Annotated in this window: 21 protein-coding genes and 1 pseudogene; 6 read left to right on the forward strand and 16 right to left on the reverse strand. The window is 60.4% G+C overall.

What is annotated here, in order from left to right; all coding sequences use genetic code 11:
- Positions 1 to 589 precede the first annotated feature (589 nt).
- From AD665_RS27310 to AD665_RS03725, 3 genes and pseudogenes are all read left to right on the forward strand, one after another.
- A pseudogene (locus AD665_RS27310) lies at positions 590 to 725 on the forward strand (IS5/IS1182 family transposase); the annotation flags it as partial.
- A 427-nt stretch (positions 726 to 1,152) separates the two neighbouring features.
- Positions 1,153 to 1,884 (forward strand): hypothetical protein, encoded by a 732-nt coding sequence (locus AD665_RS03720; RefSeq protein ID WP_024778571.1) that lies wholly within the window; start codon positions 1,153 to 1,155, stop codon positions 1,882 to 1,884.
- 282 nt (positions 1,885 to 2,166) lie between these two features.
- On the forward strand, positions 2,167 to 2,859 hold the full coding sequence (locus AD665_RS03725; protein WP_053191000.1) for a phytanoyl-CoA dioxygenase family protein: 693 nt from the start codon (positions 2,167 to 2,169) through the stop codon (positions 2,857 to 2,859).
- Positions 2,860 to 2,863: 4 nt separating this feature from the next.
- Here AD665_RS03725 and AD665_RS03730 read toward each other — a convergent pair whose 3' ends face one another.
- The 10 genes from AD665_RS03730 to AD665_RS03775 form a co-directional block, all read right to left on the reverse strand.
- On the reverse strand, positions 2,864 to 3,421 hold the full coding sequence (locus tag AD665_RS03730; protein WP_053191002.1) for a GNAT family N-acetyltransferase: 558 nt from the start codon (positions 3,419 to 3,421) through the stop codon (positions 2,864 to 2,866).
- Positions 3,422 to 4,103: 682 nt separating this feature from the next.
- Positions 4,104 to 5,171: a protein-glutamate methylesterase/protein-glutamine glutaminase gene (locus AD665_RS03735; RefSeq protein ID WP_024778568.1), complete on the reverse strand. Its 1,068-nt coding sequence runs from the start codon at positions 5,169 to 5,171 to the stop codon at positions 4,104 to 4,106.
- A gap of 2 nt (positions 5,172 to 5,173) precedes the next feature.
- The gene (gene cheD, locus AD665_RS03740) at positions 5,174 to 5,671 is read right to left on the reverse strand and encodes a chemoreceptor glutamine deamidase CheD (protein WP_024778567.1); all 498 of its coding nucleotides are present in this window, start codon (positions 5,669 to 5,671) and stop codon (positions 5,174 to 5,176) included.
- A gap of 8 nt (positions 5,672 to 5,679) precedes the next feature.
- The gene (locus AD665_RS03745) at positions 5,680 to 6,516 is read right to left on the reverse strand and encodes a CheR family methyltransferase (protein ID WP_053191005.1); all 837 of its coding nucleotides are present in this window, start codon (positions 6,514 to 6,516) and stop codon (positions 5,680 to 5,682) included.
- Positions 6,513 to 7,049: a chemotaxis protein CheW gene (locus AD665_RS03750; RefSeq protein ID WP_053191007.1), complete on the reverse strand. Its 537-nt coding sequence runs from the start codon at positions 7,047 to 7,049 to the stop codon at positions 6,513 to 6,515. Before AD665_RS03750 ends, AD665_RS03745 begins: the two co-directional genes overlap by 4 nt.
- A gap of 38 nt (positions 7,050 to 7,087) precedes the next feature.
- Positions 7,088 to 8,746 carry a methyl-accepting chemotaxis protein gene (locus tag AD665_RS03755; protein ID WP_024778564.1) on the reverse strand — a complete coding sequence of 553 codons (1,659 nt, stop codon included), beginning with the start codon at positions 8,744 to 8,746 and terminating at the stop codon, positions 7,088 to 7,090.
- A gap of 33 nt (positions 8,747 to 8,779) precedes the next feature.
- Entirely contained in the window at positions 8,780 to 10,870 is a 2,091-nt protein-coding gene (locus tag AD665_RS03760) for a chemotaxis protein CheA (protein ID WP_053191303.1), read from the reverse strand.
- A 39-nt stretch (positions 10,871 to 10,909) separates the two neighbouring features.
- Positions 10,910 to 11,194, reverse strand: coding sequence for an STAS domain-containing protein (locus AD665_RS03765; protein WP_053191009.1), 285 nt, complete (start codon positions 11,192 to 11,194; stop codon positions 10,910 to 10,912).
- Between the two features lie 16 nt (positions 11,195 to 11,210).
- Entirely contained in the window at positions 11,211 to 11,579 is a 369-nt protein-coding gene (locus AD665_RS03770; protein ID WP_003203044.1) for a response regulator, read from the reverse strand.
- Positions 11,580 to 11,590: 11 nt separating this feature from the next.
- Positions 11,591 to 12,805, reverse strand: coding sequence for a methyl-accepting chemotaxis protein (locus tag AD665_RS03775; RefSeq protein ID WP_053191012.1), 1,215 nt, complete (start codon positions 12,803 to 12,805; stop codon positions 11,591 to 11,593).
- A gap of 450 nt (positions 12,806 to 13,255) precedes the next feature.
- On the opposite strand from AD665_RS03775, the gene AD665_RS03780 reads away from it, so the two are divergent.
- Together AD665_RS03780 and AD665_RS03785 are read left to right on the forward strand one after the other, a co-directional pair.
- The gene (locus AD665_RS03780; RefSeq protein ID WP_053191014.1) at positions 13,256 to 14,602 is read left to right on the forward strand and encodes an MATE family efflux transporter; all 1,347 of its coding nucleotides are present in this window, start codon (positions 13,256 to 13,258) and stop codon (positions 14,600 to 14,602) included.
- Between the two features lie 140 nt (positions 14,603 to 14,742).
- A complete protein-coding gene (locus AD665_RS03785) occupies positions 14,743 to 15,408 on the forward strand; it encodes an HAD-IA family hydrolase (RefSeq protein WP_053191016.1) in 666 nt (221 codons plus the stop codon).
- 126 nt (positions 15,409 to 15,534) lie between these two features.
- Here AD665_RS03785 and ppnN read toward each other — a convergent pair whose 3' ends face one another.
- A complete protein-coding gene (gene ppnN / locus AD665_RS03790; protein ID WP_024777331.1) occupies positions 15,535 to 16,908 on the reverse strand; it encodes a nucleotide 5'-monophosphate nucleosidase PpnN in 1,374 nt (457 codons plus the stop codon).
- A gap of 217 nt (positions 16,909 to 17,125) precedes the next feature.
- Here ppnN and AD665_RS03795 point away from each other — a divergent pair, with 217 nt between their 5' ends.
- Positions 17,126 to 17,659 (forward strand): DUF3087 family protein, encoded by a 534-nt coding sequence (locus tag AD665_RS03795; RefSeq protein ID WP_024777332.1) that lies wholly within the window; start codon positions 17,126 to 17,128, stop codon positions 17,657 to 17,659.
- A 57-nt stretch (positions 17,660 to 17,716) separates the two neighbouring features.
- Here the strand turns inward: AD665_RS03795 and AD665_RS03800 are convergent, their stop codons facing one another.
- The 5 genes from AD665_RS03800 to modC form a co-directional block, all read right to left on the reverse strand.
- Positions 17,717 to 17,944 carry a hypothetical protein gene (locus AD665_RS03800; protein ID WP_053191018.1) on the reverse strand — a complete coding sequence of 76 codons (228 nt, stop codon included), beginning with the start codon at positions 17,942 to 17,944 and terminating at the stop codon, positions 17,717 to 17,719.
- Positions 17,945 to 18,007: 63 nt separating this feature from the next.
- Positions 18,008 to 18,190, reverse strand: a complete 183-nt coding sequence (locus AD665_RS03805; protein ID WP_024777334.1) for a con-10 family general stress protein — start codon at positions 18,188 to 18,190, stop codon at positions 18,008 to 18,010.
- Between the two features lie 273 nt (positions 18,191 to 18,463).
- Positions 18,464 to 19,027, reverse strand: coding sequence for an ATP-dependent Clp protease proteolytic subunit (locus AD665_RS03810; protein ID WP_024777335.1), 564 nt, complete (start codon positions 19,025 to 19,027; stop codon positions 18,464 to 18,466).
- A 105-nt stretch (positions 19,028 to 19,132) separates the two neighbouring features.
- Positions 19,133 to 20,188, reverse strand: a complete 1,056-nt coding sequence (locus AD665_RS03815) for a DNA topoisomerase IB (RefSeq protein ID WP_053191020.1) — start codon at positions 20,186 to 20,188, stop codon at positions 19,133 to 19,135.
- 235 nt (positions 20,189 to 20,423) lie between these two features.
- The gene (gene modC / locus AD665_RS03820; RefSeq protein WP_053191022.1) at positions 20,424 to 21,503 is read right to left on the reverse strand and encodes a molybdenum ABC transporter ATP-binding protein; all 1,080 of its coding nucleotides are present in this window, start codon (positions 21,501 to 21,503) and stop codon (positions 20,424 to 20,426) included.
- Position 21,504 lies beyond the last annotated feature (1 nt).

Genomic DNA, 21,504 nt, shown 5'->3' on the forward strand with positions numbered 1-21,504 from the left:
CGATGTTTTTGCTCTGCAAGCCCCCCTCTGGGCGACGATGCAGCGAGCCTCATGAGCTCTGAGCATGCTTGCACGCGTTCCAGTCCCTGGAAACGTACAGGCTGATAAGCGACTCGTGGGCATCAAAGTGCCGAGGTCACTGCGATTCCCAGCTTTCTATTGAATAGCCAGGTGTCTTCCAGACGCAGAATCTCAACTGGATGAGAGTCCTGCCCGGGAGGCCCGAAGGCCAGACATAGGGGCTTGAAACGCCCGGCCTCTGATTTTTCAGAGCGCATGCGAGATTAGCCTGCTGCTCGGATGACTTGCAAGCGCCGCGGACCTGCAATACTTGCATTTTGACGCTGTCCATCGATGCGCTGTGCAACCCGGCTTCGAGACGAGTGACATACGGAAATTGAAAGCGCCATGACTGATCGCGCTACTTCCAACAAGATGGCCACGTCCTGCTGCACCGAGCTATCCCAACCGAATGGCTAGCAGGGCTCCGTAGCCTGTTCGATGCGGGCGTAGTGCCCTCGGATCAATGGCCAGCCCCGGCCAGGCGACACGGCTCGTGGTTTATTGTGCAGCAGGTCATCTATGCATAAGCCTATCTCGATTTCAACGCTTGCTCGGAACCCGGCGGCTGACGCGATTGCTGTTTTGAAACGATTAACCAGCATCTGGCCAGCCAGGGTCTGCTGCTGTTCAAGGAAGACACCATTGTCGACGCCACCCTGATCACCGATCACCGTACAGCCCTCGGTCAAGTTATTCGGTCTGTTTGGGGCAAAAAATCGGATGCTGGCCCATAAATCAGCAATATGAGGGCAGAAATCGATCCCATAAACGCAAATCAGGTCGAAGGGTTGAAAAAAACGGCCTGGAAATGGAGTCCGGTGCGAAAGGGTTAATTGTTCTGCATCTCCTTGAGCGGCTACCGGCCAATAGGGGCATTGTTTACCGACTGGAAATACGTTCTGGGAGTTTTTTGCGGAAAACAAGTCGAAAAAAAGAGAAATGGCTTTTAGCTATCACTCCTTAATCGCCAATCACTCTAAAGGTTTGATAGCGCTTTCTTTAAGTGCATCTATTCTCGTATCTGCGCAACGGATGTAAGGATGCTTTGCGCATGAACCCACTACGATGAATCTATTAAAGGATTATCCCATGGAAAGTTTTGCTATTGCGGCATCGCAAATTAACTGGAACGGTGGCCAACGAATTACTTTAAGTGCCGGTGATACCGCCACCTGCACGACTTTGCGCCCCGGTCAGATTTACGGGATCTTCATATATAATTCTGCTGGCAATGATAACAATGCCGCCGTGAATGTTGTATGGAGCAATAGCCAGCCCCCTGCAACCATTACTGTCCCTGGCACCACCGCGAATGCCGGCTTGGCCTCGCTGGGCTTTGTTTCTGGTAGTGACACTCAAACCATTTCAGTTTCGCTACCCAGCAACAGTGGCAACGCACAGATCGAGGTGTGGTTGGGCAGTACCAGCATGCCGATAAACACGAGCGGACTAAGCAACAACTCGTTGCAGGCCAACGGAGAACAGTACCCGTTCAATAAATATAGTCGCTATTATGCGGTACCTGCTTCGAAATGGATGAATCTGACAATTGTCAGCAAGATCACTCAGTTCATTTCGTGCCAGTTCCGCGAAGCGGCTGCAACTGTATTTGTCGTCAATGAAACGTCCAATGGTCTGCTGGCTGGACAAGTCACTAATATTGGACCTACCGCGTCGGAAAAAGGAGCAGTGACCATTGTTGCGACTCAGATTCAAAACGTTAGTAATAACTTGCAAGGGGACGGTACGCAGTGGGTCTGGATGGATGCGGACAGCCAACAAGACTCAACGAACGCCAGCATTTCTTTACAATCGCTCTAAGTTGCTAGCCTGCTAACAGAAAAGAGTCACGCGATACGTGGCTCTTTTTAATTCATCAGCTTTACCCGTGCATGGGAATCACCGACAGTTCCCTTCCACCAACGGCAGTTGTGGTTCGTTTTCTGTCGCTCATGACCGCAACGTGTTTGGACACCGCGAGCGGTATTCAGAATTGATGCCGCCAGATACCTCGAACTTCGTCGTCCACTGGCTGAACGGACCCACATCGCCTCTGATTGCTACTATTACTCGACGCATGGACACAAGGACATTGCCAGCGCCATGACTAACCGCAGTCAACTCCACCTGGATGGCTACGTCCTCCTGCATCGAGCGATCCCAACCGAGTGGCTCGCAGAGCTCCGTAGCCTATTCGATGCGGGCGTAATACCGTCGGATCAATGGCCAACCCCCCGTGGCTGGGATTGGCGTCATTCGCGACTGGACTGCGATCCGAAGATCCAGGCGGTGTGTCGTCTGCCGCCGTTGCTGGCGGCAGTGGGCGAGTTGATCGGCGAGCGGTTTTTTCTCGCGCAGGTGGAAGGACGCGAGCCCCTGAAGGGCGGTGGTCACCAGCAGTTGCACCGTGACCTGTCGGCCCAACGGCCAGGCGACACGGCAGTCGCCCTGGCTTTTTTTGACGACTACGGTCCCGAGAACGGCGCGACGCGGATCGTGCCTGGCAGCCATCGCCCGGCGCGGGAAACGCCACCCTTCGACTTCACTGACGAGTCCCGCTCCGTGCAGCTTTCGGGATGTGCCGGCGATATCCTGGTGTTCGATGCCGAGCTGGTCCACGGGGCTGGTCTGAACGCGAGTGGGGCACGTCGTCGCTCGATCCTGATGGGCTATTTTTCGGAGCAACTTTATGCGTCGCACCTGGAGACTGCGCACTTACGGAGTATCCGGATGGACACGAGCGAGCGCTTCGAGCCTGCCGATTTTGTCTTTGGTTCGATATGGCCGATGCAGTAGTCAATTACCGTATCTGCGCAGTACGCCCCAGCCACTGCTCACGGTCCAACGCCCATACTTCCTTGTCCAATTCGCCGCTGACAAATCGCCCCCGTTCTGTCCTGAGCAATCGCATTCGCTCACGTTCCGAAATGCGCCGAGAGGCCTGGTTTCCAACGGCCTTGGGCACCACCATCATCGGGCGATCAAGTGTGACGAACCAGTACTCGTTGATGACTTCACAGGCCTCGCGCATGTAGCCGTGGCCTTGCCACTGCGGTGACAGCCAGAAGCCGCGGTGGTTGTCTGGTTGGTCGAAGAGGGAAATGCTGCTGATGATCTGGGCCGGGTTTGATGCCAGCCGAATCATCCAATGCCACTCTTCGCCGCGCTCGATGGCGGGCAGGGCGTGGTCGCGCACGTAGCCCAGTGCGCCGTCGGCGGGGTAGGGCCAGGGCACTCGGCTATCGAGATAGCGAACCACTTCCCAATGGGGGAACAGCGCCTGGATGGCGGGGGCATCTGACAGTTGCAATGGCGTGAGGATCAGGCGTTGGGTTTGGAAGGTCGGGAGGGAGGACATGACGGTCGATCCTTGAGCGCGGAGAGATGAAGATAATTGGATTCCGGTATGGCTGTCGAACGGGTGCTGTGACACGAGTTTGGGCTATGGCTGCAGGCCCTGTTTGCCCAGATCCCGTGTGGACACACATTCTGCGTCCGACACCAGCCCCCTGTGGGAGCGAGCTCTCGATGGCGGTGAGGCTGTCATGGTGTTGGTTTACATCATCCATCACCGAGGCCGCCTTGCACCTTCCCTGTTCCGGCTCAGGCCCAGGCTGATCGCGTCCAGCATAGAGCAGCTCTTTGTATCGCCGGTGCTTGAGCGCGGCGAGATTGAGTTATGCCCCAGGCGATGACCAATGAGATTAAGGGCGTGAAAATGTACGTTGGTATATCGATGATCATGGTGAGGCGGTTCGATCTGATCCGGTTTTTTTGCTGGCAGGTGCGGCTGTAATGCCACCTGATGCCCGGGCCAGAATACGGCCGTGTTCATCGAAACCGGTTCACCTCAGAACCCTGTGGGAGCGAGGTGGCTGCTTGCTGCGATTTTCTTTCAGGAGTGCTTATGACGAAGATGGCGATTTTTCTGGGTGGCTTCCTGGCGCTGACCCTGCTGATTGGTGTGCTTGCGACCATCTCGCCGGTGTAGACCGACTGTGGCAAGGGGATTTATCCCCTCGCCACAGAGGCTCCTATTGCTATCGATGCAAAATCACCTGTGCAATCTCCTGCAACCCCATCACCCGCTGGGCGGCGTTGAGCTTGATGGCTTCCTTGGGCATGCCGAAGACCACGCAGCTGGCTTCGTCCTGGGCCACGGTGGCGCTGCCGGCGTCGAGCATTTCCTTCAGGCCGCGGGCACCGTCGTCGCCCATGCCGGTCATGATCACGCCGGTGGCGTTGCGGCCGGCAAACTTGGCCACTGAGCGAAACAGTACGTCCACCGACGGGCGATGGCGATTGACCAGCGGTCCGTCCACCACCTGCACGTGGTAGAACGCGCCGCTGCGAGTCACCATCATGTGTTTGCCGCCGGGGGCGATGAGGGCCAGGCCCGGGTGGATGCGGTCGTTGTTGCGGGCTTCGCGGACTTCGATCTGACACAGGCTGTTGAGCCGGGCGGCGAACGAGGCGGTAAATTTTTCCGGCATATGCTGGACGATGACGATCCCCGGACACACCCGCGGCAGGGCAGTCAACACCGCCTCCAGGGCTTGCGTGCCGCCGGTGGAGGTACCGAGGGCGACGATGCGTTCAGTGGTTTGCGCCATGGCGTGGCCGTTCGCGGCGGGCAGCATGGCATCGGCGTTGAGCTTGACGGCCGGTACCAGTGGCGCGGGACGCTTGCCCAGGTTGCGGACGTTGACCTGGGCGGCCCCCCGGATCGCCGCCACCAGTTCCGGCGCCGACTCCAGCAGGAAGTTCTTCAAGCCGCTGGTGGGCTTGGTGATGATTTCCACCGCCCCGGCGGCCATCGCCTGCAAGGTGGTTTCCGCGCCCCTGGGGGTCAGTGATGAGCAGATCACCACCGGCGTCGGGCGCTCGCTCATGATTTTCTTCAGGAAGGTGATGCCGTCCATGCGTGGCATTTCCACGTCCAGCACGATCACGTCCGGCCACTCCCGGGCCAGCTTGTCCATGGCAAAGATCGGATCGGAGGCCGCGCCCATGACGTGAATGTCCGGGGTGTCACTGAGAATCGCCAGCAGTACCTGGCGAACCACGGCAGAGTCATCCACCAGCAATACATTGATCTTTTTTGACATGGTTAATGCCGGGTCCTTATCGGTTGGTGCCTGACCCACACGTCGCCGCTGCACAGGTCGAAAATGATGTTGCGATAGCCGGTGCTGCCCATGTCCTGGGCAATCAGGTCCAGGCGATAGAGGGCGGCCATTTCCAGCGCCGCATTGACGTTCAGCCGCGCGACGTCACCGAAGGGGACTTGCCGTTGCAGCTCGGGGAACATCTCGCCGCCGCCGAACAGCTTGAGCTGGTATTCCTCGGGTTCGGTGTGATGGGCCCGCGCCTCGCGGATGAACAGTTCGATCGCTTCGTCGGCGTACATGCCGTTGAGGGCCGTGGAGCAGCGTATGCGGCTGGGCAGCATGAAGTGGCACATGCCGCCGATCCTGTGTTCGGGATGCCACAAGGTAATCGCCACGCAGGAGCCGAGGATGGTGCGCAGCCGAGTCGGGCACGTGGCAAAGCGAAATTCACCCGGTGCCAGGTAGACCTCGGCGACGTTCCTCGTTGCGGGTTGCATGACGGCGCTCATGGCTTGCGGTAAATCGATGGCATCACCATTTTCAATGCATCGGAAACCCCGTTGAGGCTTTCCGAATGGCTCACGATGAAATACCCGCCGGACTTGAGCCGGGGGATCAATCGGGCAACCACTTTGCTTTTGGTGGGTTGGTCGAAATAGATCATGACGTTGCGCAGGAAAATCACATCGAACTCTCCCAGCTCCGGCAGGGTGTCGTTGAGGTTGACCTGGACGAAGTTGACGCGGTTGCGCAACGCTCTGTCGATCAGGAACGTGCCTTGCTGGCTGCCGGTGCCCTTGAGGCAGTACTTCACCAGCAGTGGCTGGGGCAGGGTGCGGGCACGCTCCATCGGGTAATGCCCGGCGCGCGCCTTGGCCAGCACCTGGGTGCTGATGTCCGAACCGATGACTTCCCAAGGTGTGGTACCCAGCCCTTCGGCCAGGGTCATCGCCAGGCTGTAGGGTTCCTCTCCAGATGAGCTGGCTGCGCTCCAGAGGCGAAAGGTCTTGCCCGGTACAGCCTGGGGCAGCACGTGCTGGCGCAGGAAATCGAAGTGCTTGGGTTCGCGGAAGAAGTAGGTTTCGTTGGTGGTGAGCAGGTCCAGCGCCACCTGCAACTCATCGCTGCGCTGGCCGCTCATGATCAGTTTGAAGTAATCGCCATAGCTGCCCAGCTCATAGTGCTTGAGGCGCTTGGACAAACGCCCGGCCACCAGGGCTTTCTTGGCGTCGGACAAGTTGATCCCGGCCGCCTTGTACAGCCAGGATTGAAACTGGCTGAACTCACGATCACTGAGGGTCAGTGAGTTCACAGTGCGTTCCTTGCAGGTGTCGGTGTTCACGGGCTTTCAAACTCCAGCGCAGTCGGGCTGGCTTCGGCCAGTTGGGACATTTCGTCGATAGACAGTACACGGCCCACCTCCAGCACAATCACGAACTTGCCGTCGACCTTGGCCATGCCGCTGATGAAGTCGGCACGGATCTTCGCCCCGAAACTCGGAGGCGGTTCGATCTGCGAGGCCGGGATTTCCAGTACCGCCGATACCGTGTCCACCAGCAGGCCGATGTCCTGGGCGTGGCCGTCTTCGGTGTTGGCCTCGATGATCACCACGCAGGAACGCCGGGTGATCGAGGAGTTCTGCCGACCGAAACGGGCCGACAGGTCCACCACCGGCACCACTGCACCGCGCAGGTTGATGACCCCACGAACGAAGGCCGGCATCATCGGCACCACAGTCAGGTTGCCGTATTCGATGATTTCCTTGATGCAGAGGATGCCGATGGCAAACATCTCTGTACCCAGCATGAATGTCAGGTATTGCGCTTCTTCCTCGACCGCGATGGCGGTTTGACGGGTGGTAGCGATGGCGCCCATGGCTTTTCTCCTTTAAGCGAGCCTGTGGAAGCGGACCGTCAGAATCGGGTGAATTCGGATTCGTCCGGCGCGCTGGCCATGTTGTAGGCAAACGCCTTGGGTAACGCGGTCACCGAGGCCCGGGCCGGCTTGCGGCTGGATGGCCCGGGTGTGTGGTCGACCTTCACCGGCAGGCTGACCGACTTGGGCGGCGTGTCGAGGGTGAAGAAACTCATGGCCTGTTGCAGTTGTTCGGCCTGGCTGCTCATTTCCTCGGCGGTGGCGGCGAGCTCTTCGCTGCTGGAGGCGTTCTGCTGGGTCACCTGGTTGAGCTGGGTCATGGCGGTGTTGATCTGTGCCACGCCGGCGGCCTGCTCTTCGGAGGCAGCGCTGATTTCCTGCACCAGGTCCGAGGTCTTGTTGATCGATGGCACCATCTCATCGAGCAGGTTGCCGGCTTTCTCGGCCATGTCGACGCTGCTGGAGGACAGTTCGCCGATTTCCTGGGCGGCAACCTGGCTGCGTTCGGCCAGTTTGCGCACTTCGGCGGCGACGACGGCGAAGCCTTTGCCATGCTCGCCGGCGCGGGCGGCTTCGATGGCGGCGTTGAGCGCCAGCAGGTTGGTCTGGTAGGCGATGTCGTCGATGATGCTGATACGCTGGGCGATTTTCTTCATCGCCACCACGGTCTGCTGCACCGAGTCGCCACCGTCGGTGGCTTCCTTGGCGGCCTTGCTGGCCATGCCGTCGGTGACCTTGGCGTTCTCGGTATTCTGGTTGATGCTGGCGCTCATCTGTTCGATGGAGGCGCTGGTTTCCTCGACGCTGGCCGCCTGTTCGCTGGTGGCCTGGCTCATGGACTGTGCGGTGGCGCTGACTTGCTCGGAGGCGCTGGCCAGGTTGTCCGCCGCATTGCGCACTTCACCGATGATATGGGACAGCTTGCCCACCATGTTCTGCATGGCGTTGAGGACCATGCCGGTTTCGTCCTTGGAGCCGCCCTCGATTTTCGCATTCAGATTGCCTTCGGCGAGCTGTTCGGCCACCGATGCGGCTTGTTTCAAGGGGCGGGAAATGACCCGGGAGATGAACAGCGCCAGGCCCAGGCCGATCAGCAGCGCGGCAACCAGCACGGCAATGATCGACAGGCGCGATTTTTCAAACAGCGCCGTGCCGCGTTCACTGGCCGCGTTGGCACCGGCGTCATTGAGCTCCACCAGTTTCTGCAGGTCGGCGGTTACCAGTTCGAATCGGCGCCTGGACTCGCCCTTGAGCAACGCGTGGGCCTGGTCGGTCAGGTTCTGCCGGGACAGTGCCAACAGGTCTTTACTGACCGCGAGATAGGCGGTCCAGTCATTGCGGGTTGTCTCGAACAGCTGGCGGTCCTCGGCGGTGGAAAGCAGTTTTTCATAGGTCGCCAGACGGGACTCGAAACCATTCCTGGATTCTTCCGCTTCCTGTTCGACCGTGGTGCGCTCCTGCTCGGAATCAGCGGTGATGTGACGGTTTTCCTTGAGGCGATAGTTCGCGCCGTAGAAACGCATGCCGGAGGCCGCGCGCATGGACGGCATCCAGTTTTCACGAATCTCGGTGGTGGTGCCGTTCACTTCGCCCAGTTGGATGATCGAGAACCCCCCCATGACGGCGGTCAGGGCCAGCACCACAAGAAATGAGGTGATCAGTTTGGTGGCGATTCTAAGATCGTAGAACCATTTCATTGGGAAATACCTCTCCATGGAGTTGCTAAAGCGTCAGCGAGCGTTGGCTTGTGAGAATTGGGTGGGTGTGTAGCGGTTTTCTATCTGGGCGATCTGGGTGAGCAGTGCCGGCACGTCGAGAATCAAGGCCACGGCGCCGCTGCCCAGGATGGTCGAACCGCTGATGCCGCGCAGTGCACCGAACAACTTGCCCAAGGGCTTGATGACGGTCTGGAATTCACCCAGCAGGTCATCCACCACCAGTCCGGCCTTGAGTTCGGCATAGCGCACCACCACCACGTTCTGCCGGCGCGAAGCCCGGCCTTCGTGGTTGAAGTGATCGCGCAGGTACACCAGGGGCAGCACTTCGCCGCGCAGGTCCAGGTAACCCTGTTCGCGGCTGGCGGTGCCATCGTCTTCGCTCAGCTCGATGCATTCCTGGACCATGTCCAGCGGAATGACATAGGTAGACTGGTCGATGCCCACCAGGAAGCCATTGATGATCGCCAGGGTCAGCGGCAAACGGATGCGCACCACGGTGCCCCGGCCCGGTTGGCTGTCCAGGTCCACGGTGCCGCGCAGCAGGGTGATGTTGCGCTTGACCACATCCATGCCTACGCCCCGGCCCGACAGGCTGGTGACGGCCTGGGCGGTGGAAAAACCGGGTTCGAAAATCAGGTTGTAGATCTCCTGGTCAGTCGGGCTGGCACCAGGGGCGACCAGGCCGCGTTCCTGGGCCTTTTCCAGGATCCGGTCACGGTTCAGGCCGGCGCCGTCGTCAGCGATTTCCAGCACGATGCTGCCCGAGTCGTGGTAAGCATTGAGGTGTAGATGCCCTTTGGCCGGCTTGCCGGCGGCCAGTCGCGCTTGAGCGGTCTCGATGCCGTGGTCCATGGCGTTGCGCAGCAGGTGCATGAGCGGGTCGCCGATTTTCTCCACCACGGTCTTGTCCAGCTCGGTTTCCGCGCCGCTGATGATCAGGTCGATGTCCTTGCCCAGTTCCTGGCTGACATCGCGCACCACCCGGCGGAACCGGTTGAAGGTTTCACCGATGGGGATCATGCGCAGGCGCAGGGCGCCGTCGAGGATCTCTTCCACCAGCCCGGACACCGTCGAGGTGGCCTCCTGCAACGAGTCGTCGTGGCAGTTGCGGGCCAGCAGGCTGGTGCCGGCACTGGCGATGACCAGTTCACCCACCAGGTTGATCAGCTCATCGAGTTTGTCGGCGTTGACCCGCACATAAGCGCCGTCCTTGGCCTTGTTTTCACTGCTGGCCGATGGTCTGTCGGCCGGGAGTTGGCCAGACGTTCGCGCAGCCTTGCGCTGGTCCGGCAGCAGGTCGCCGGTGGTGACCAACGCTGTGCTTTCGTCGTTCGGTTCCTGAGCGGTGGCAACCAGCCTGGTGTTCACACGCTCATCCACGGCCACGATCTCGATCAGGCAATCTTCCCGGACGAAATCGAAGACTTCGTTGATTGCCCCGTGGCTGGCGGCTGAGCTGAAATCGATATCGAACCCCAGGTAGCAGGATTCGGCATCAAAGGCTTCGACGCCGGGCAACGCCTCTGTCAGCGTGTCGAGGTGGATGATTTCACCCAGGGTCTGCAGATAGCGCAGGAATGACAGTGGGTCCATGCCGTTGCGAAATACGTCTTGGCCGAAACGCAGGGAAATGTGCCAGAGGCGCGTTCCGGACGGCTCTTGTGCTGTGGTTTCAGTCGCCGGTGCCGGGGCGTCGCCAGGCGGCGGGGCCTGGTACTCCTGCAGCACCTGGCACAGTTCCATTTCCCGCTTCAGGGCCGGCGGCGTCAACGTCCCACCCTGGTTGGCAACCACGTTGATCAGTTCCAGCATGTGGTCGCTGGACTTGAGCAGCACCGCGATCAGGCCGGTGTCTACCTCGACGCTGCCATTGCGCAGGCGATCGAGCACATCTTCGACGATGTGGGTGAAGCTGACGATAGGCTCCAGGCCGAACAGCCCGGCCGAGCCCTTGATGGTGTGGGCCGCGCGGAAGATCGCGCCGATGGCGTCATCGTCGCCCGGGTCGTTTTCCAGTTGCAGCAGGGATTCTTCCATCGCCTGCAACTGCTCCCGTGCCTCGACGATGAACGTTTGTTGTGCCTGGTCGAGATTGATGCTCACGCTCATATCCTTTGTCGTGTCGGGCGGTGACGGCTGCGCTCAGGCCGGCAAGTTGCACAGCTCGAGTGTTTCGCTGACGGTCTTGCTGCGCGCGGTCAAGGCCAGCTGGGTACCGGCCTTCGGCGCTTCGCGCAGGGCTATCAGCAGCAATTGCAGCCCGGCACCGTCCATTTCGGTTACCTGTGACAGGTCCAGCTCCATGCGCCGCGTATTGCCCAGACATGGCAGCAGTTGCGCAGCGAGGTCGGCGGCGGTGTAGATCGTCAGCTCGCCGTCGATCTGCGCATGCGCGGTGTCACCTTGTGTTTCGTACAGCAGCGGCATCACGGCCTCCGGCCAGCTAAGGCAGAATCAATTTGGACACCGCCGCCAGCATCTGCGCCGGCTGGAACGGCTTGACCACCCAGGCCTTGGCGCCTGCCGCCTGGCCTTCCTGTTTTTTCGATTCCTGGGATTCGGTGGTGAGCATGATGATCGGCGTGAACTTGTAGCTGGCCAGCTTCTTGACCTCCTTGACGAAGGTGATGCCGTCCATGTTCGGCATGTTCACGTCACTGATGATCAGGTGCACTTTCTGCCCATTGAGCTTGCCCAGCGCATCCTTGCCATCGCTGGCCTCGATCACGTCGTAGCCGGCACTTTTCAACGCAATGCCGACGACTTGCCGAACGCTCGCAGAGTCGTCGACAACCAATACACTTTTAGCCATGAACGGCTCTCCTAGAAGAAGGTTATTTCCTGTGAAGCTTGTTGCACGCCCGAGTCGCCGTGGTGGTTGCGGCGTTGCTCGTCGGTGGCATAGGTGGTTTCCATGCGGGCCAGCCATTGGCGGGCATCGATGGACACGGCCTGATCGGGCGACTGGTGAGCCTGCTGCATGTGCACATGCAGGTCCTCGATGTTGTCGCGCACGTGGCTGAGGATCTGGCTGACCCGATCCTGGAATTGCAGGCTGACCAGCACCTCGGTGAGTTCGTCGCGGATGCCGAAGCTTTCTTGTTGCAGCAGGTCCGCCGACTCGGCGAGTTGCCCGGTTACACTTTTGAAACGCTCCAGTACACGCTGGATACTGTCCTCGGAGCTGGACACCGAGTGGCTGTCCTGATCCGCGCCGCTGGAGGCAGCCTGGACCAGTTGAGTGATGGCGGTATTGATGATGTCGACCTTGGCTGACATTTGCTGGCCGGTCTCGCTGGATTTGCTCGACAGGCTGCGCACGGCGTCGGCTACCACTGCAAAACCGCGCCCGGCTTCACCGGCCCGGGCGGCTTCGATGGCGGCGTTGAGGGCCAGCAGGTTGGTTTGCGCGGCAATCGCAGCGACGTCGGCGGCCATGGTCCGCAGCTCGCCAGTGTAAGCCGTGAGGTTACGCACCTGGGCCAGGGTTTCGTCGCGGCTGGCTTGGGTGGCTTTGAGGGAGTCGATCACCCGCACCAGTTCATTCTCGCTCTGGGCCAGCACCTGCACGGCGCCGCCACTGCTTTTCCCGGCCAGCTCACCAGCGGCCAGTTGCGAGGCTTGCACGGTTTCTTCCAGGCGGGACGAAATGCCGGTGAAGCGGCTCGTCAGCGAGACGATCGCAGTTTCGGTCTGCTGCCGGGAGCTTTCCACCTGCTTGGCCCAGATCGGCATGGCACCGAGGATGACTTCGTTGAGTTGCTCACTGGCTTTGTGGGTGGCGTGCTCGGCGGCTTGCAGGTCTTGCCGGGCGCCGGCGGCGAGCGCTTCGTCGAACTGCCGACGGCGCGCCCGCGCGCCCCATGAGCCTGCACCAAGGCCAAGGACCACAAGCGCCGCGCTAAAACCGATGTTCTGGGCATTCGTCTCGTTGAGGACCAGCACGCCGACAGCGGCGGCAACGGCCACGAGCACGGGGCTCCAGAGTAGGCGAGGCTGTGTTGCAGAGAAGGAGTGACCGTGTGGGTACGAAGTCATGGTTCGGTCCTTGAACAGTGTTGCTAACTGGTTATTGGCGAATAACTGGTTATCTGCGAGCTCGGATTTGACTTGAAGACCAGTCGTCCGATTTCCGACTTCTGTAGGCAAAGACCTACTCAGGGCGTGGCACTGTGCTACTTCAGATTAGCCACAGTCTTTGAAATGTCGAATCGGGCTGACAGGATGAAACCTGTGGGAGCAAGGCTTGCCCTGATCCCAGTCAAGCCACGAACCTGTGGGAGCAAAGCTTGCTCGCGATTGCCGTAAGTCTGCCAGCAACCATTTTGGCTGGTCTGCCGCTATCGCGAGCAAGCTTAGCTCCCACAGTTTTTGCGCCGTTTGATCCTTGACTGACTGGCATTAGGGCAAGCTTTGCTCCCACAGTTTGCTCAGGATTGCGCTAAATTACCGACACCTGAATTGTCGAACCTGCCATCAAGAGCCCCCATGCCGACCCCGCCGCTCTGGAAAACCTATCTCCTGTTCCTCATCCCCATGGTCCTGTCCAATTTCCTGCAGTCCATGTCCGGTACCCTCAACAGCATCTACATCGGCCAGATGCTCGGCACCCAGGCGCTGGCGGCGGTATCGGGCATGTTTCCGATCCTGTTCTTCTTCATCGCGCTGGTAATCGGCTTGGGCGCAGGAGCGGGGGTGTTGATCGGGCAGGCCTACGGTGCGCGGGAATCCGGTACGGTGAAGGCGATTGCCGGTTCGACGCTGCTGCTGGGGGTGATCATCGGACTGGTGGCGGCGGTGCTTGGCAGTGTCTTTACGCGTCAGGCCCTGCAAGGCCTGGGCACGCCTGCCGATGTGCTGGAAGACGCCGTTGCCTATGCCCGGGTCATGATGTGGATTCTGCCGATACTGCTGGTGTTCGTCCTGTTCACTCAACTGTTGCGCGGGGTCAGCGATACGCTGACGCCTATGTTGGCATTGCTGGTGTCCACCGGGGTCGGGATGCTGCTCACGCCGGCGCTGATTCGTGGCTGGCTGGGACTGCCGCAGATGGGCATCCAGAGCGCGGCACTGGCGGGGCTGGTGGGCACGGCGGCGGCGATGATGTTGCTGGCTTGGCGATTGAACCGTCTCGTGCATGCCTTGGCACCGGACCGGGCGTTGTTCGCGGCGATGCGCCTGGACCGGGAGATCCTCGTGAAGGTGCTGCGCATCGGCCTGCCGACGGGGTTGCAGATGGTGGTGATCTCGCTGTCGGAGCTGGTGATCCTGGCGCTGGTCAATCGCCACGGCTCCCAGGCCACGGCGGCCTACGGCGCGGTGACGCAGATCGTCAACTACGTGCAGTTTCCGGCGTTGTCGATTGCCATCAGCGCCTCGATCCTCGGCGCCCAGGCCATTGGTGCCGGACGTCTGGAGCGCCTGGGGCCGATCCTGCGCACGGGGCTGCAGATCAACGTCTACCTGACGGGGGGACTGGTGCTGCTGGGGTACCTGTTGTCCCATTGGCTGCTGGGGTTGTTCATCACCGACCCGGCGGCACGGGGCCAGGCTGAACACCTGCTGCACATCATGCTCTGGAGCCTGCTGGTGTTCGGTTTCCAGGCCATCGTCAGCGGCATCATGCGCGCCAGCGGCACGGTGCTGCCGACGGTGGCGATTTCGATTTTCTGCATCATTGGCGTGCAGGTGCCGGCGGCTTACCTGCTCGACGCCCACTTCGGCCTGGAAGGGGTATGGATGGCGTTTCCCGTGGCGTACCTGAGCATGCTGTTGCTGCAGGTGCTGTATTACAAACGGGTCTGGCAACATCAGTCGATCGAGCGGTTGATATAAATACCCCAGACACCATAGCCCCCTGTGTGCGAGCCTGCTCGCGATAGCGGTGTGTCAGGCGACCTCCAATCGACGGTGCCGACGCCTTCGCGAGCAGGCTCGCTCCCACAGGGGACCAATGTTTTGACTGTGAGAATCCGATGTCCGTAAAACACTCATCCAAGGCCTACCACGCCTTCCTCTTCGACATGGATGGCACCCTGTTGAACTCCATCGCCGCCGCCGAGCGGATCTGGACCCGTTGGGCGCTACGCCACGGCGTGGACGTGGCGACATTCCTGCCCACCATCCATGGTGTACGAGCCATCGACACCATCGCTCGCCAGCGTCTGCCGGGTGTGGATGCCCAGGCCGAGGCCGAGCAGATTACCCGGGAGGAAATCGAAGATGTCGAAGGCGTGGTGCCCGTGCCTGGTGCCGTGGCGTTCTTGAATGACCTGCCATCCGAGCGCTGGGCGATCGTCACCTCGGCCCCTATGGCACTGGCTTTGCGTCGGATGGAGGCCGCCGGCATTCCACGTCCCGCCGTGATGGTCACCGCCGAAGATGTCAGCGACGGCAAACCCAACCCAGCCTGCTATCGCCTGGTTGCCGAGCGGTTGCGAGTGGCATCGGAGGATTGTCTGGTGTTTGAGGATGCTGACGCCGGTATTCGGGCTGGCGAGGCGGCGGGAGCGGATGTGATGGTGGTGACGGCGACGCACGTGCATCCGGTGGACACTGTCCATCCGTCGATCAAGGATTACCTTGGGCTTGGCGTTGGATTGGATGCATCGGGATTGATGCAGCTGAACACAATTCTGTAGCCGCAGCAGACCCCTGTGTGGGAGCGAGCCTGCTCGCGATGACGGCGGTACATTCAGCATCAATGCAACTGAACCACCGCTATCGCGAGCAGGCTCGCTCCCACAAGGGCAAGGTGTTCCGGAGGGTCAGGTCACTACGCGATAGCACGGCACATAAGCCGCGCCGCCCGGCAGTTTCATGCGGTGCTGGGCGACGAAGGCCTGGAGCAGGCGGTCGAGGGGTTCCATGATGGCGGGATCGCCGTGGATTTCGTAAGGGCCGTGTTCTTCGATCAGGCGGATACCCTTGTCCTTGACGTTACCGGCCACGATTCCTGAGAACGCACGGCGCAGGTTGGCGGCCAGTTCATGGGATGGCAGGTCGAGGCTCAAGCCCAGGCTGGCCATGTTGGCGTGGGTCGGATCGAACGGACGCTGGAAGCCTTCGTCGATTTTCAGCAGCCAGTTGAAGTGGAAGGCGTCGTTGCGCTCGCGGCGGAACTGCTTCACTTCCTTGAGCCCCTGGGTCATCTGCCGCGCCACTTCGGCCGGATCGTCGATGATGATCTGGTAATGCTTCTGAGCCGCTTCGCCGAGGGTCGCACCGACAAAGGCATGCAACTGATCGAAGTATGGCGCGGCGCTTTTCGGCCCGGTGAGGACGACCGGGAAGGGCAGGTCCTGGTTGGCCGGGTGCATCAAGATGCCCAGCAGGTACAGGAACTCCTCGGCGGTACCGGCACCGCCCGGGAAGATGATGATGCCGTGACCGACACGCACGAAGGCTTCCAGGCGTTTCTCGATATCCGGCAGGATCACCAGCTCATTGACGATCGGGTTCGGCGCTTCGGCGGCGATGATGCCCGGCTCGGTCAGGCCCAGGTAACGGCCGCCATGGATGCGTTGCTTGGCGTGGGCAATGGTGGCGCCCTTCATCGGGCCTTTCATCACGCCCGGACCACAGCCGGTGCAGATGTCCAGGCTGCGCAGGCCCAGTTCGTGGCCGACTTTCTTGGTGTACTTGTATTCTTCGGTATTGATCGAGTGACCGCCCCAGCACACGACGATCTTCGGCTCCACGCCGGGGCGCAAGGTGCGGGCGTTGCGCAGCAGGTGGAACACGTAGTCGCTGATGCCCTGGGACGAGCTCAGGTCGATGCGCTGGCTGTCCAGTTCGTTCTCGGTGTAGACGATGTCGCGCAGGGCGCTGAACAGCATCTCCCGGGTGCTGGCGATCATCTCGCCGTCGACGAAGGCGTCGGCCGGCGCGTTCAACAGTTCCAGGCGCACGCCGCGGTCCTGTTGATGAATGCGGATCTCGAAATCCTTGTAGGCTTCCAGGATGGTCTTGGCGTTATCGACATGGGCGCCGGTATTGAGGATAGCCAGGGCGCACTGGCGGAAAAGGGTATAGATGCTGCCGGAACCGGCTTCGCTCAGTTGCTGGACTTCGCGCTGGGACAGGGTTTCCAGGCTGCCTTTCGGGCTCACCGAAGCGTTGATTACATGTCTTTGAGTCATTCAGCTTTCCTTGAAAACGACGCCGTACACACAACGACGGCATCTTGAAAAATACGTCCACACAGAAAGATCGCACGATCCTTGCGGTATCGCCATGGACTTTGATCCGGATCCTTCGGGTCGGTTGCCATACAAAATGAGCCCCAGCATAGCTAAATCGGCCGGGCAGGCGATAATGCTCGTCTCTTTTCGTGCCGTACAAGGAAATTGCACCGCGATGTTCGAGTTAAAACCCTGGGACGCCGACCTCTATCGACAGCAGACCCGCCGCAGCACGCTGATCATCGCCGTGGTGTTCCTGGCCTTGGCCATGTTGCTGTCCAGCCTGGCTGTGATGCTGTTCGGCACGCCCGGAGCCGATAACTTTCGCTTTAACCTGGGCGGGGTGATTGTAGCGGTGCTGGTGATGGTCGCGCTGATGCGCCTGTATCTCTGGACGCAACCCTGGATGGCCGCGGCGGTGTACGGCTGGCAGCTCAAGCGCAGCCTGATGCGCGTCACCAACGTCATGCATCAGGTCAAGGCGGGTGTGCAGGCCCGGGACCCGGTCGCCATGAGGCTGCTGCGGTTCTATCATTTGGGCCTGGACCAGATGCATCAGTTGGACGCCAACTCCAGTGACCAAGGGACGTTGGCGCGAGAAGCCGATGAACATGTGGAGAGAATGCAGGAGCAGGGCCTGGATATCGGGCAGTCGTACCTGGATCCGGCGTGGATCGATGCGCTGAAAAGTACTGATACCCAACGTTGAACGACCAAGAGACTGTCATAGCCTCAGATAAGGTTATAAACAGTTAAACATTGTCGATTATGGCTGTTCAAAGTGTCCCGGCACACCATGTTCCTGTTCAGTGGGTCGTGTTCTTTTCTGAACTTGCACATCACTCAAACGAGCGCTTTTGAGTTCGCTGAAAGAAACTCTCAACAGCGCTTCGGCTTCGCTGACACTCAATGTCTCGCTGTCGGCCTCCATCACGCGGCTGTAAGGTTGACCGTCGGCGATAAAGCTGACGATGAACCGCTCCTGGTTGCTCATGCTTCACCTCGACTCATCCGGCACCAGGGCGCAGCAGGGCTGCGCCCCAGCGGGTCTCAGGGGTTATGACTTCCGGCCACCGCCGCTTTGGCCGCGTTCGCTGCCTTTGCTGCCGGCACCAGAGCCTTTTTGCCGGTCGTTGGTATTGTTGCCGCCCGACGCCTGTCCGCCTTTCTTACCGGCTTCAGATGCTTTTTCACGATCATTTGCGAAGTTGCCTGGGTTTTTGTTTCCGCTGTTAGCCATTTCGAGAATCCTCATGTGGTTTAAGCGAGCAACGTGCCTCGCATTAAATGTGAAAGGTCAGCGGCGAGGGAAGTTTAATAAAAGCGTTGCGCTGTCGACGAGTGGTCATTTCCCATAAATAAAAGAATATATCGCCGCTTCGTTTCGTTGTTGTAAAGGGTTGCATGAGTTTATGAGTGAAACAGCAAGTATCCGGTTTTATTAATCGCAAACAAAGGAGGGTGACTTCCGTCGGGTAAGGCTCGACTGACGGGCGTTGGGCTACCTGAACGCCTAATCTTCGCCACCGCTGACTTTCCAATGCTTGGCGTCGGAGGGGAAAACCACCTGTTCAACCCGGTGGGCGATGCCGAAGGCCAGGGAGTTCTCCGCCGGGATGACCCGTTCCTCATTGCACAGGCATTTGAAGATATCCAACTGCGTGGCGGCCCCGGCGGTTTCCTTGACGTAGATCTCCACATATCGCGCGACGTCGTTGTCCAGGCTGGACAGGTACTCGCGCAGACGCGAGTGATCCACCGATTTCTGGCCGAAATACCAGTTCATGGGATGGATCAGGAAGCGCGAATGGGGGGTCGTGGTGCGGTCGCTGGCGGCCAGGTACATGACGATGCCCATGGACTCGATATTGCCGGCATTCACTGCACGCACCGGCACCGGGAGGGACTTGATAAAGGTGTAGAGGGTGAAGCCGAAGTTGGTGCTGCCGCCGACCGTGGAGAGATTGAGCATCAGCGAATCCGCGCCGTTCTCGATCGCCTCCAGGCAGTTGTCGCGGAAGCGTTCGGTGGTTCCCTGATCGATCTGGCAATGAAAATGGACAATGTGTTCGGACATCGAGGACTCCTGTCGATTTCACGCGTGACGTGTTGCGGGATCGTACAGTTGGGAGTTCACCGCTGGCTGGATGTTCCTGATGGATGAGTCGTTGTTGTGGTCGTATCAGGCGCCTGACTTTGACTCGCACGCTTGCGTGGCTTGTGTCACCCGCTGCAAGAACATCGCCAGCCCGACTTCCTCTTCGCTGAGGCCTTTGCGGGCCCTGGGCTTGGGTAGCTGTTTCAGCGTTCCGAGCAGGAAGCCTTCCAGCACCGCCGGATGAATGTAGCACTTGCGACAGACGGTTGGCGTGTTGCCCAACTGCCGGGCGACCTGCCTGACCATCTCGGCGACGTGTTTTTTCGCCTCCGTCTCGGTTTCCCAGCGCAGCGTCCGCAGACCTGCCAGGGCCGCCGCGCTGCCGGCCCAGGTGCGGTAATCCTTGGCGGTGAACTCGGCGCCGGTCAGGGTCTTGAGGTAGGCATTGATGTCCGAGGAACTGATGGCGTGGCGTTCACCGTTTTCGTCCAGGTACTGGAACAGATTCTGCCCCGGCATTTCCTGGCAGCGCTTGATGATCCGCGCCAGGCGCCGGTCCTTCACGGTGATCTGGTGCTCGACGCCGCTCTTGCCACGGAACTGGAAGGCGATGGCGCTGCCGTTGATCTCGACATGTTTGCTGCGCAGGGTGGTCAAGCCGTAAGAGCGATTCTCCCGGGCATATTGGCTGTTGCCGACGCGGATCAGGGTCACGTCCAGCAGGGTGATGACGGTGGCCATGACTTTGTCGCGACTGAAACCGGGTGTCGCGAGGATCGTCTCCAGGCGTTTGCGCAAGCGGGGCAGGGTGCGACCGAATTCGAGCATTCGCGAATACTTGTCGGCATCGCGCACCTCGCGCCAGCGCGCGTGGTAACGGTATTGCTTGCGTCCACGGGCATCCCGGCCGGTGGCCTGGAGATGTCCCCGCGGGTCGGTGCATATCCACACATCGGTATAGGCCGGCGGCACCGCCAAGGCATTGATGCGCTGGATCTGCGCCGCGTCGGTGATGCGTTGGCCCTGAGGGTCGAAATAACAGAACTTGCCCCGCAGCTTCTTGCGGGTGATGCCGGGGCTGGTGTCATCGACATAATGCAGATCGGCCGGCAATGCTTCAGGCGGCGAGGTGTCGGGCATGAAAAAGTCCTTGGCAGCGAATCCGGTGGCCTATGGATTCATTGACCGCGGCCCGTTGCGGTCGTGCCGAAATTCTGAGAACACCCAGCCCCCTGTGGGAGCGAGCCTGCTCGCGATGACGGCGGTACGTTCAGCATCAATGCAACTGAACCACCGCTATCGCGAGCAGGCTCGCTCCCACAGGGAATAGCGAACGCTTCAAAAGACCGGTCGGCTGTCAGGCCGCGTCTACAGCTCAGGCCAACACCGCCACCGCCTTGATCTGCGCCCACAGCACCTGCCCCGGATGCAGTGCCAACTGATCGCGGGAATAGCGGGTGATGCGTGCCAGCAGCGGCGTGCCAGCGGCTTCCAGTCGGATCAGCACGTGGGCGGCGTTGTCGGCAGCCAGTTCGCCGGTCACCGTGACCGGCAAGCGATTGAGGATGCTGATCTGGGCATCGTTCGTCAGGCTGAGGCTGACGTCCCGGGCCTGGACCTTGAAGCGCAGCGGTTGTCCGATGGCTAGCGTTGTATGGGCTACCCGCACGTTCAACAGGCTGCCGGGCAGTGTCAGGGTGAGCAACTGATAGGCGGGATCGTAATCGTTGACCGTGCCCTGGATCACTACGCCTGCATCATCCCCAAGGGCCAGCGGCAGGTCGAGCCGCGCCAGGGTTTCGCCAATCGGTCCACTGGCCAAGGCACGGCCACCGTCGAGCAATACAATATGGTCGGCCAGGCGCGCCACTTCGTCCTGGGAATGACTGACATACAGCACCGGGATGTCCAGCTCATCGTGGAGCCGTTGCAGGTAGGGCAGGATCTCGTTCTTGCGCCGGGTATCGAGCGCGGCCAGCGGCTCATCCATCAACAACAGCCGCGGGCTGGTCAGCAGGGCGCGGGCGATGCCCACCCGCTGGCGCTCACCGCCGGACAGGTTGTGGGGCTGGCGCTCGAGCAAGTGGCCGATGCCCAGCAGTTCAGTGGCCTGACCCATGTCCACGCGCCGTAGCCCTGGGGCGATGCGCTTGAGACCGAATGCCAGATTGGCTCGCACCGACAGATGACTGAACAGGCTCGCCTCCTGAAACACATACCCCACCGCCCGTTGATGAGGCGGTACGAACACGCCGCGCTCGCTGTCCTGCCATACGTCGCCATTGATACGCACGAAGCCCCGCGGTGCTCGTTCCAGGCCTGCGATGCAGCGCAGGCAAGTGGTCTTGCCGGAGCCGGACTGGCCGTACAACGCCGTCACGCCCCGGCCCGGCAGTTGCACATCCAGGTCCAGGGAGAAACGGCCATGGTCGAGTTGCAAGCGCGCCTGAATCATC

The sequence above is a fragment of the Pseudomonas corrugata genome, assembly GCF_001269905.1.
GTDB classification, from domain to species: Bacteria; Pseudomonadota; Gammaproteobacteria; order Pseudomonadales; family Pseudomonadaceae; genus Aquipseudomonas; species Aquipseudomonas corrugata.

Coding starts and splice junctions, on each gene's coding strand:
- AD665_RS03750 (WP_053191007.1), bottom strand. CDS start 7,049: ATGGGCGCCATCGCTACCACCCGTCAAACCGCCATCGCGGTCGAGGAA.
- ppnN (WP_024777331.1), bottom strand. CDS start 16,908: ATGACTCAAAGACATGTAATCAACGCTTCGGTGAGCCCGAAAGGCAGC.
- modC (WP_053191022.1), bottom strand. CDS start 21,503: ATGATTCAGGCGCGCTTGCAACTCGACCATGGCCGTTTCTCCCTGGAC.
- AD665_RS03730 (WP_053191002.1), bottom strand. CDS start 3,421: ATGTCCTCCCTCCCGACCTTCCAAACCCAACGCCTGATCCTCACGCCA.
- AD665_RS03770 (WP_003203044.1), bottom strand. CDS start 11,579: ATGGCTAAAAGTGTATTGGTTGTCGACGACTCTGCGAGCGTTCGGCAA.
- AD665_RS03775 (WP_053191012.1), bottom strand. CDS start 12,805: ATGACTTCGTACCCACACGGTCACTCCTTCTCTGCAACACAGCCTCGC.
- AD665_RS03805 (WP_024777334.1), bottom strand. CDS start 18,190: ATGGCTAACAGCGGAAACAAAAACCCAGGCAACTTCGCAAATGATCGT.
- AD665_RS03725 (WP_053191000.1), top strand. CDS start 2,167: ATGACTAACCGCAGTCAACTCCACCTGGATGGCTACGTCCTCCTGCAT.
- AD665_RS03785 (WP_053191016.1), top strand. CDS start 14,743: ATGTCCGTAAAACACTCATCCAAGGCCTACCACGCCTTCCTCTTCGAC.
- AD665_RS03720 (WP_024778571.1), top strand. CDS start 1,153: ATGGAAAGTTTTGCTATTGCGGCATCGCAAATTAACTGGAACGGTGGC.
- AD665_RS03810 (WP_024777335.1), bottom strand. CDS start 19,027: ATGTCCGAACACATTGTCCATTTTCATTGCCAGATCGATCAGGGAACC.
- AD665_RS03735 (WP_024778568.1), bottom strand. CDS start 5,171: ATGTCAAAAAAGATCAATGTATTGCTGGTGGATGACTCTGCCGTGGTT.
- AD665_RS03815 (WP_053191020.1), bottom strand. CDS start 20,188: ATGCCCGACACCTCGCCGCCTGAAGCATTGCCGGCCGATCTGCATTAT.
- AD665_RS03795 (WP_024777332.1), top strand. CDS start 17,126: ATGTTCGAGTTAAAACCCTGGGACGCCGACCTCTATCGACAGCAGACC.
- AD665_RS03780 (WP_053191014.1), top strand. CDS start 13,256: ATGCCGACCCCGCCGCTCTGGAAAACCTATCTCCTGTTCCTCATCCCC.
- cheD (WP_024778567.1), bottom strand. CDS start 5,671: ATGCAACCCGCAACGAGGAACGTCGCCGAGGTCTACCTGGCACCGGGT.
- AD665_RS03755 (WP_024778564.1), bottom strand. CDS start 8,746: ATGAAATGGTTCTACGATCTTAGAATCGCCACCAAACTGATCACCTCA.
- AD665_RS03800 (WP_053191018.1), bottom strand. CDS start 17,944: ATGAGCAACCAGGAGCGGTTCATCGTCAGCTTTATCGCCGACGGTCAA.
- AD665_RS03765 (WP_053191009.1), bottom strand. CDS start 11,194: ATGCCGCTGCTGTACGAAACACAAGGTGACACCGCGCATGCGCAGATC.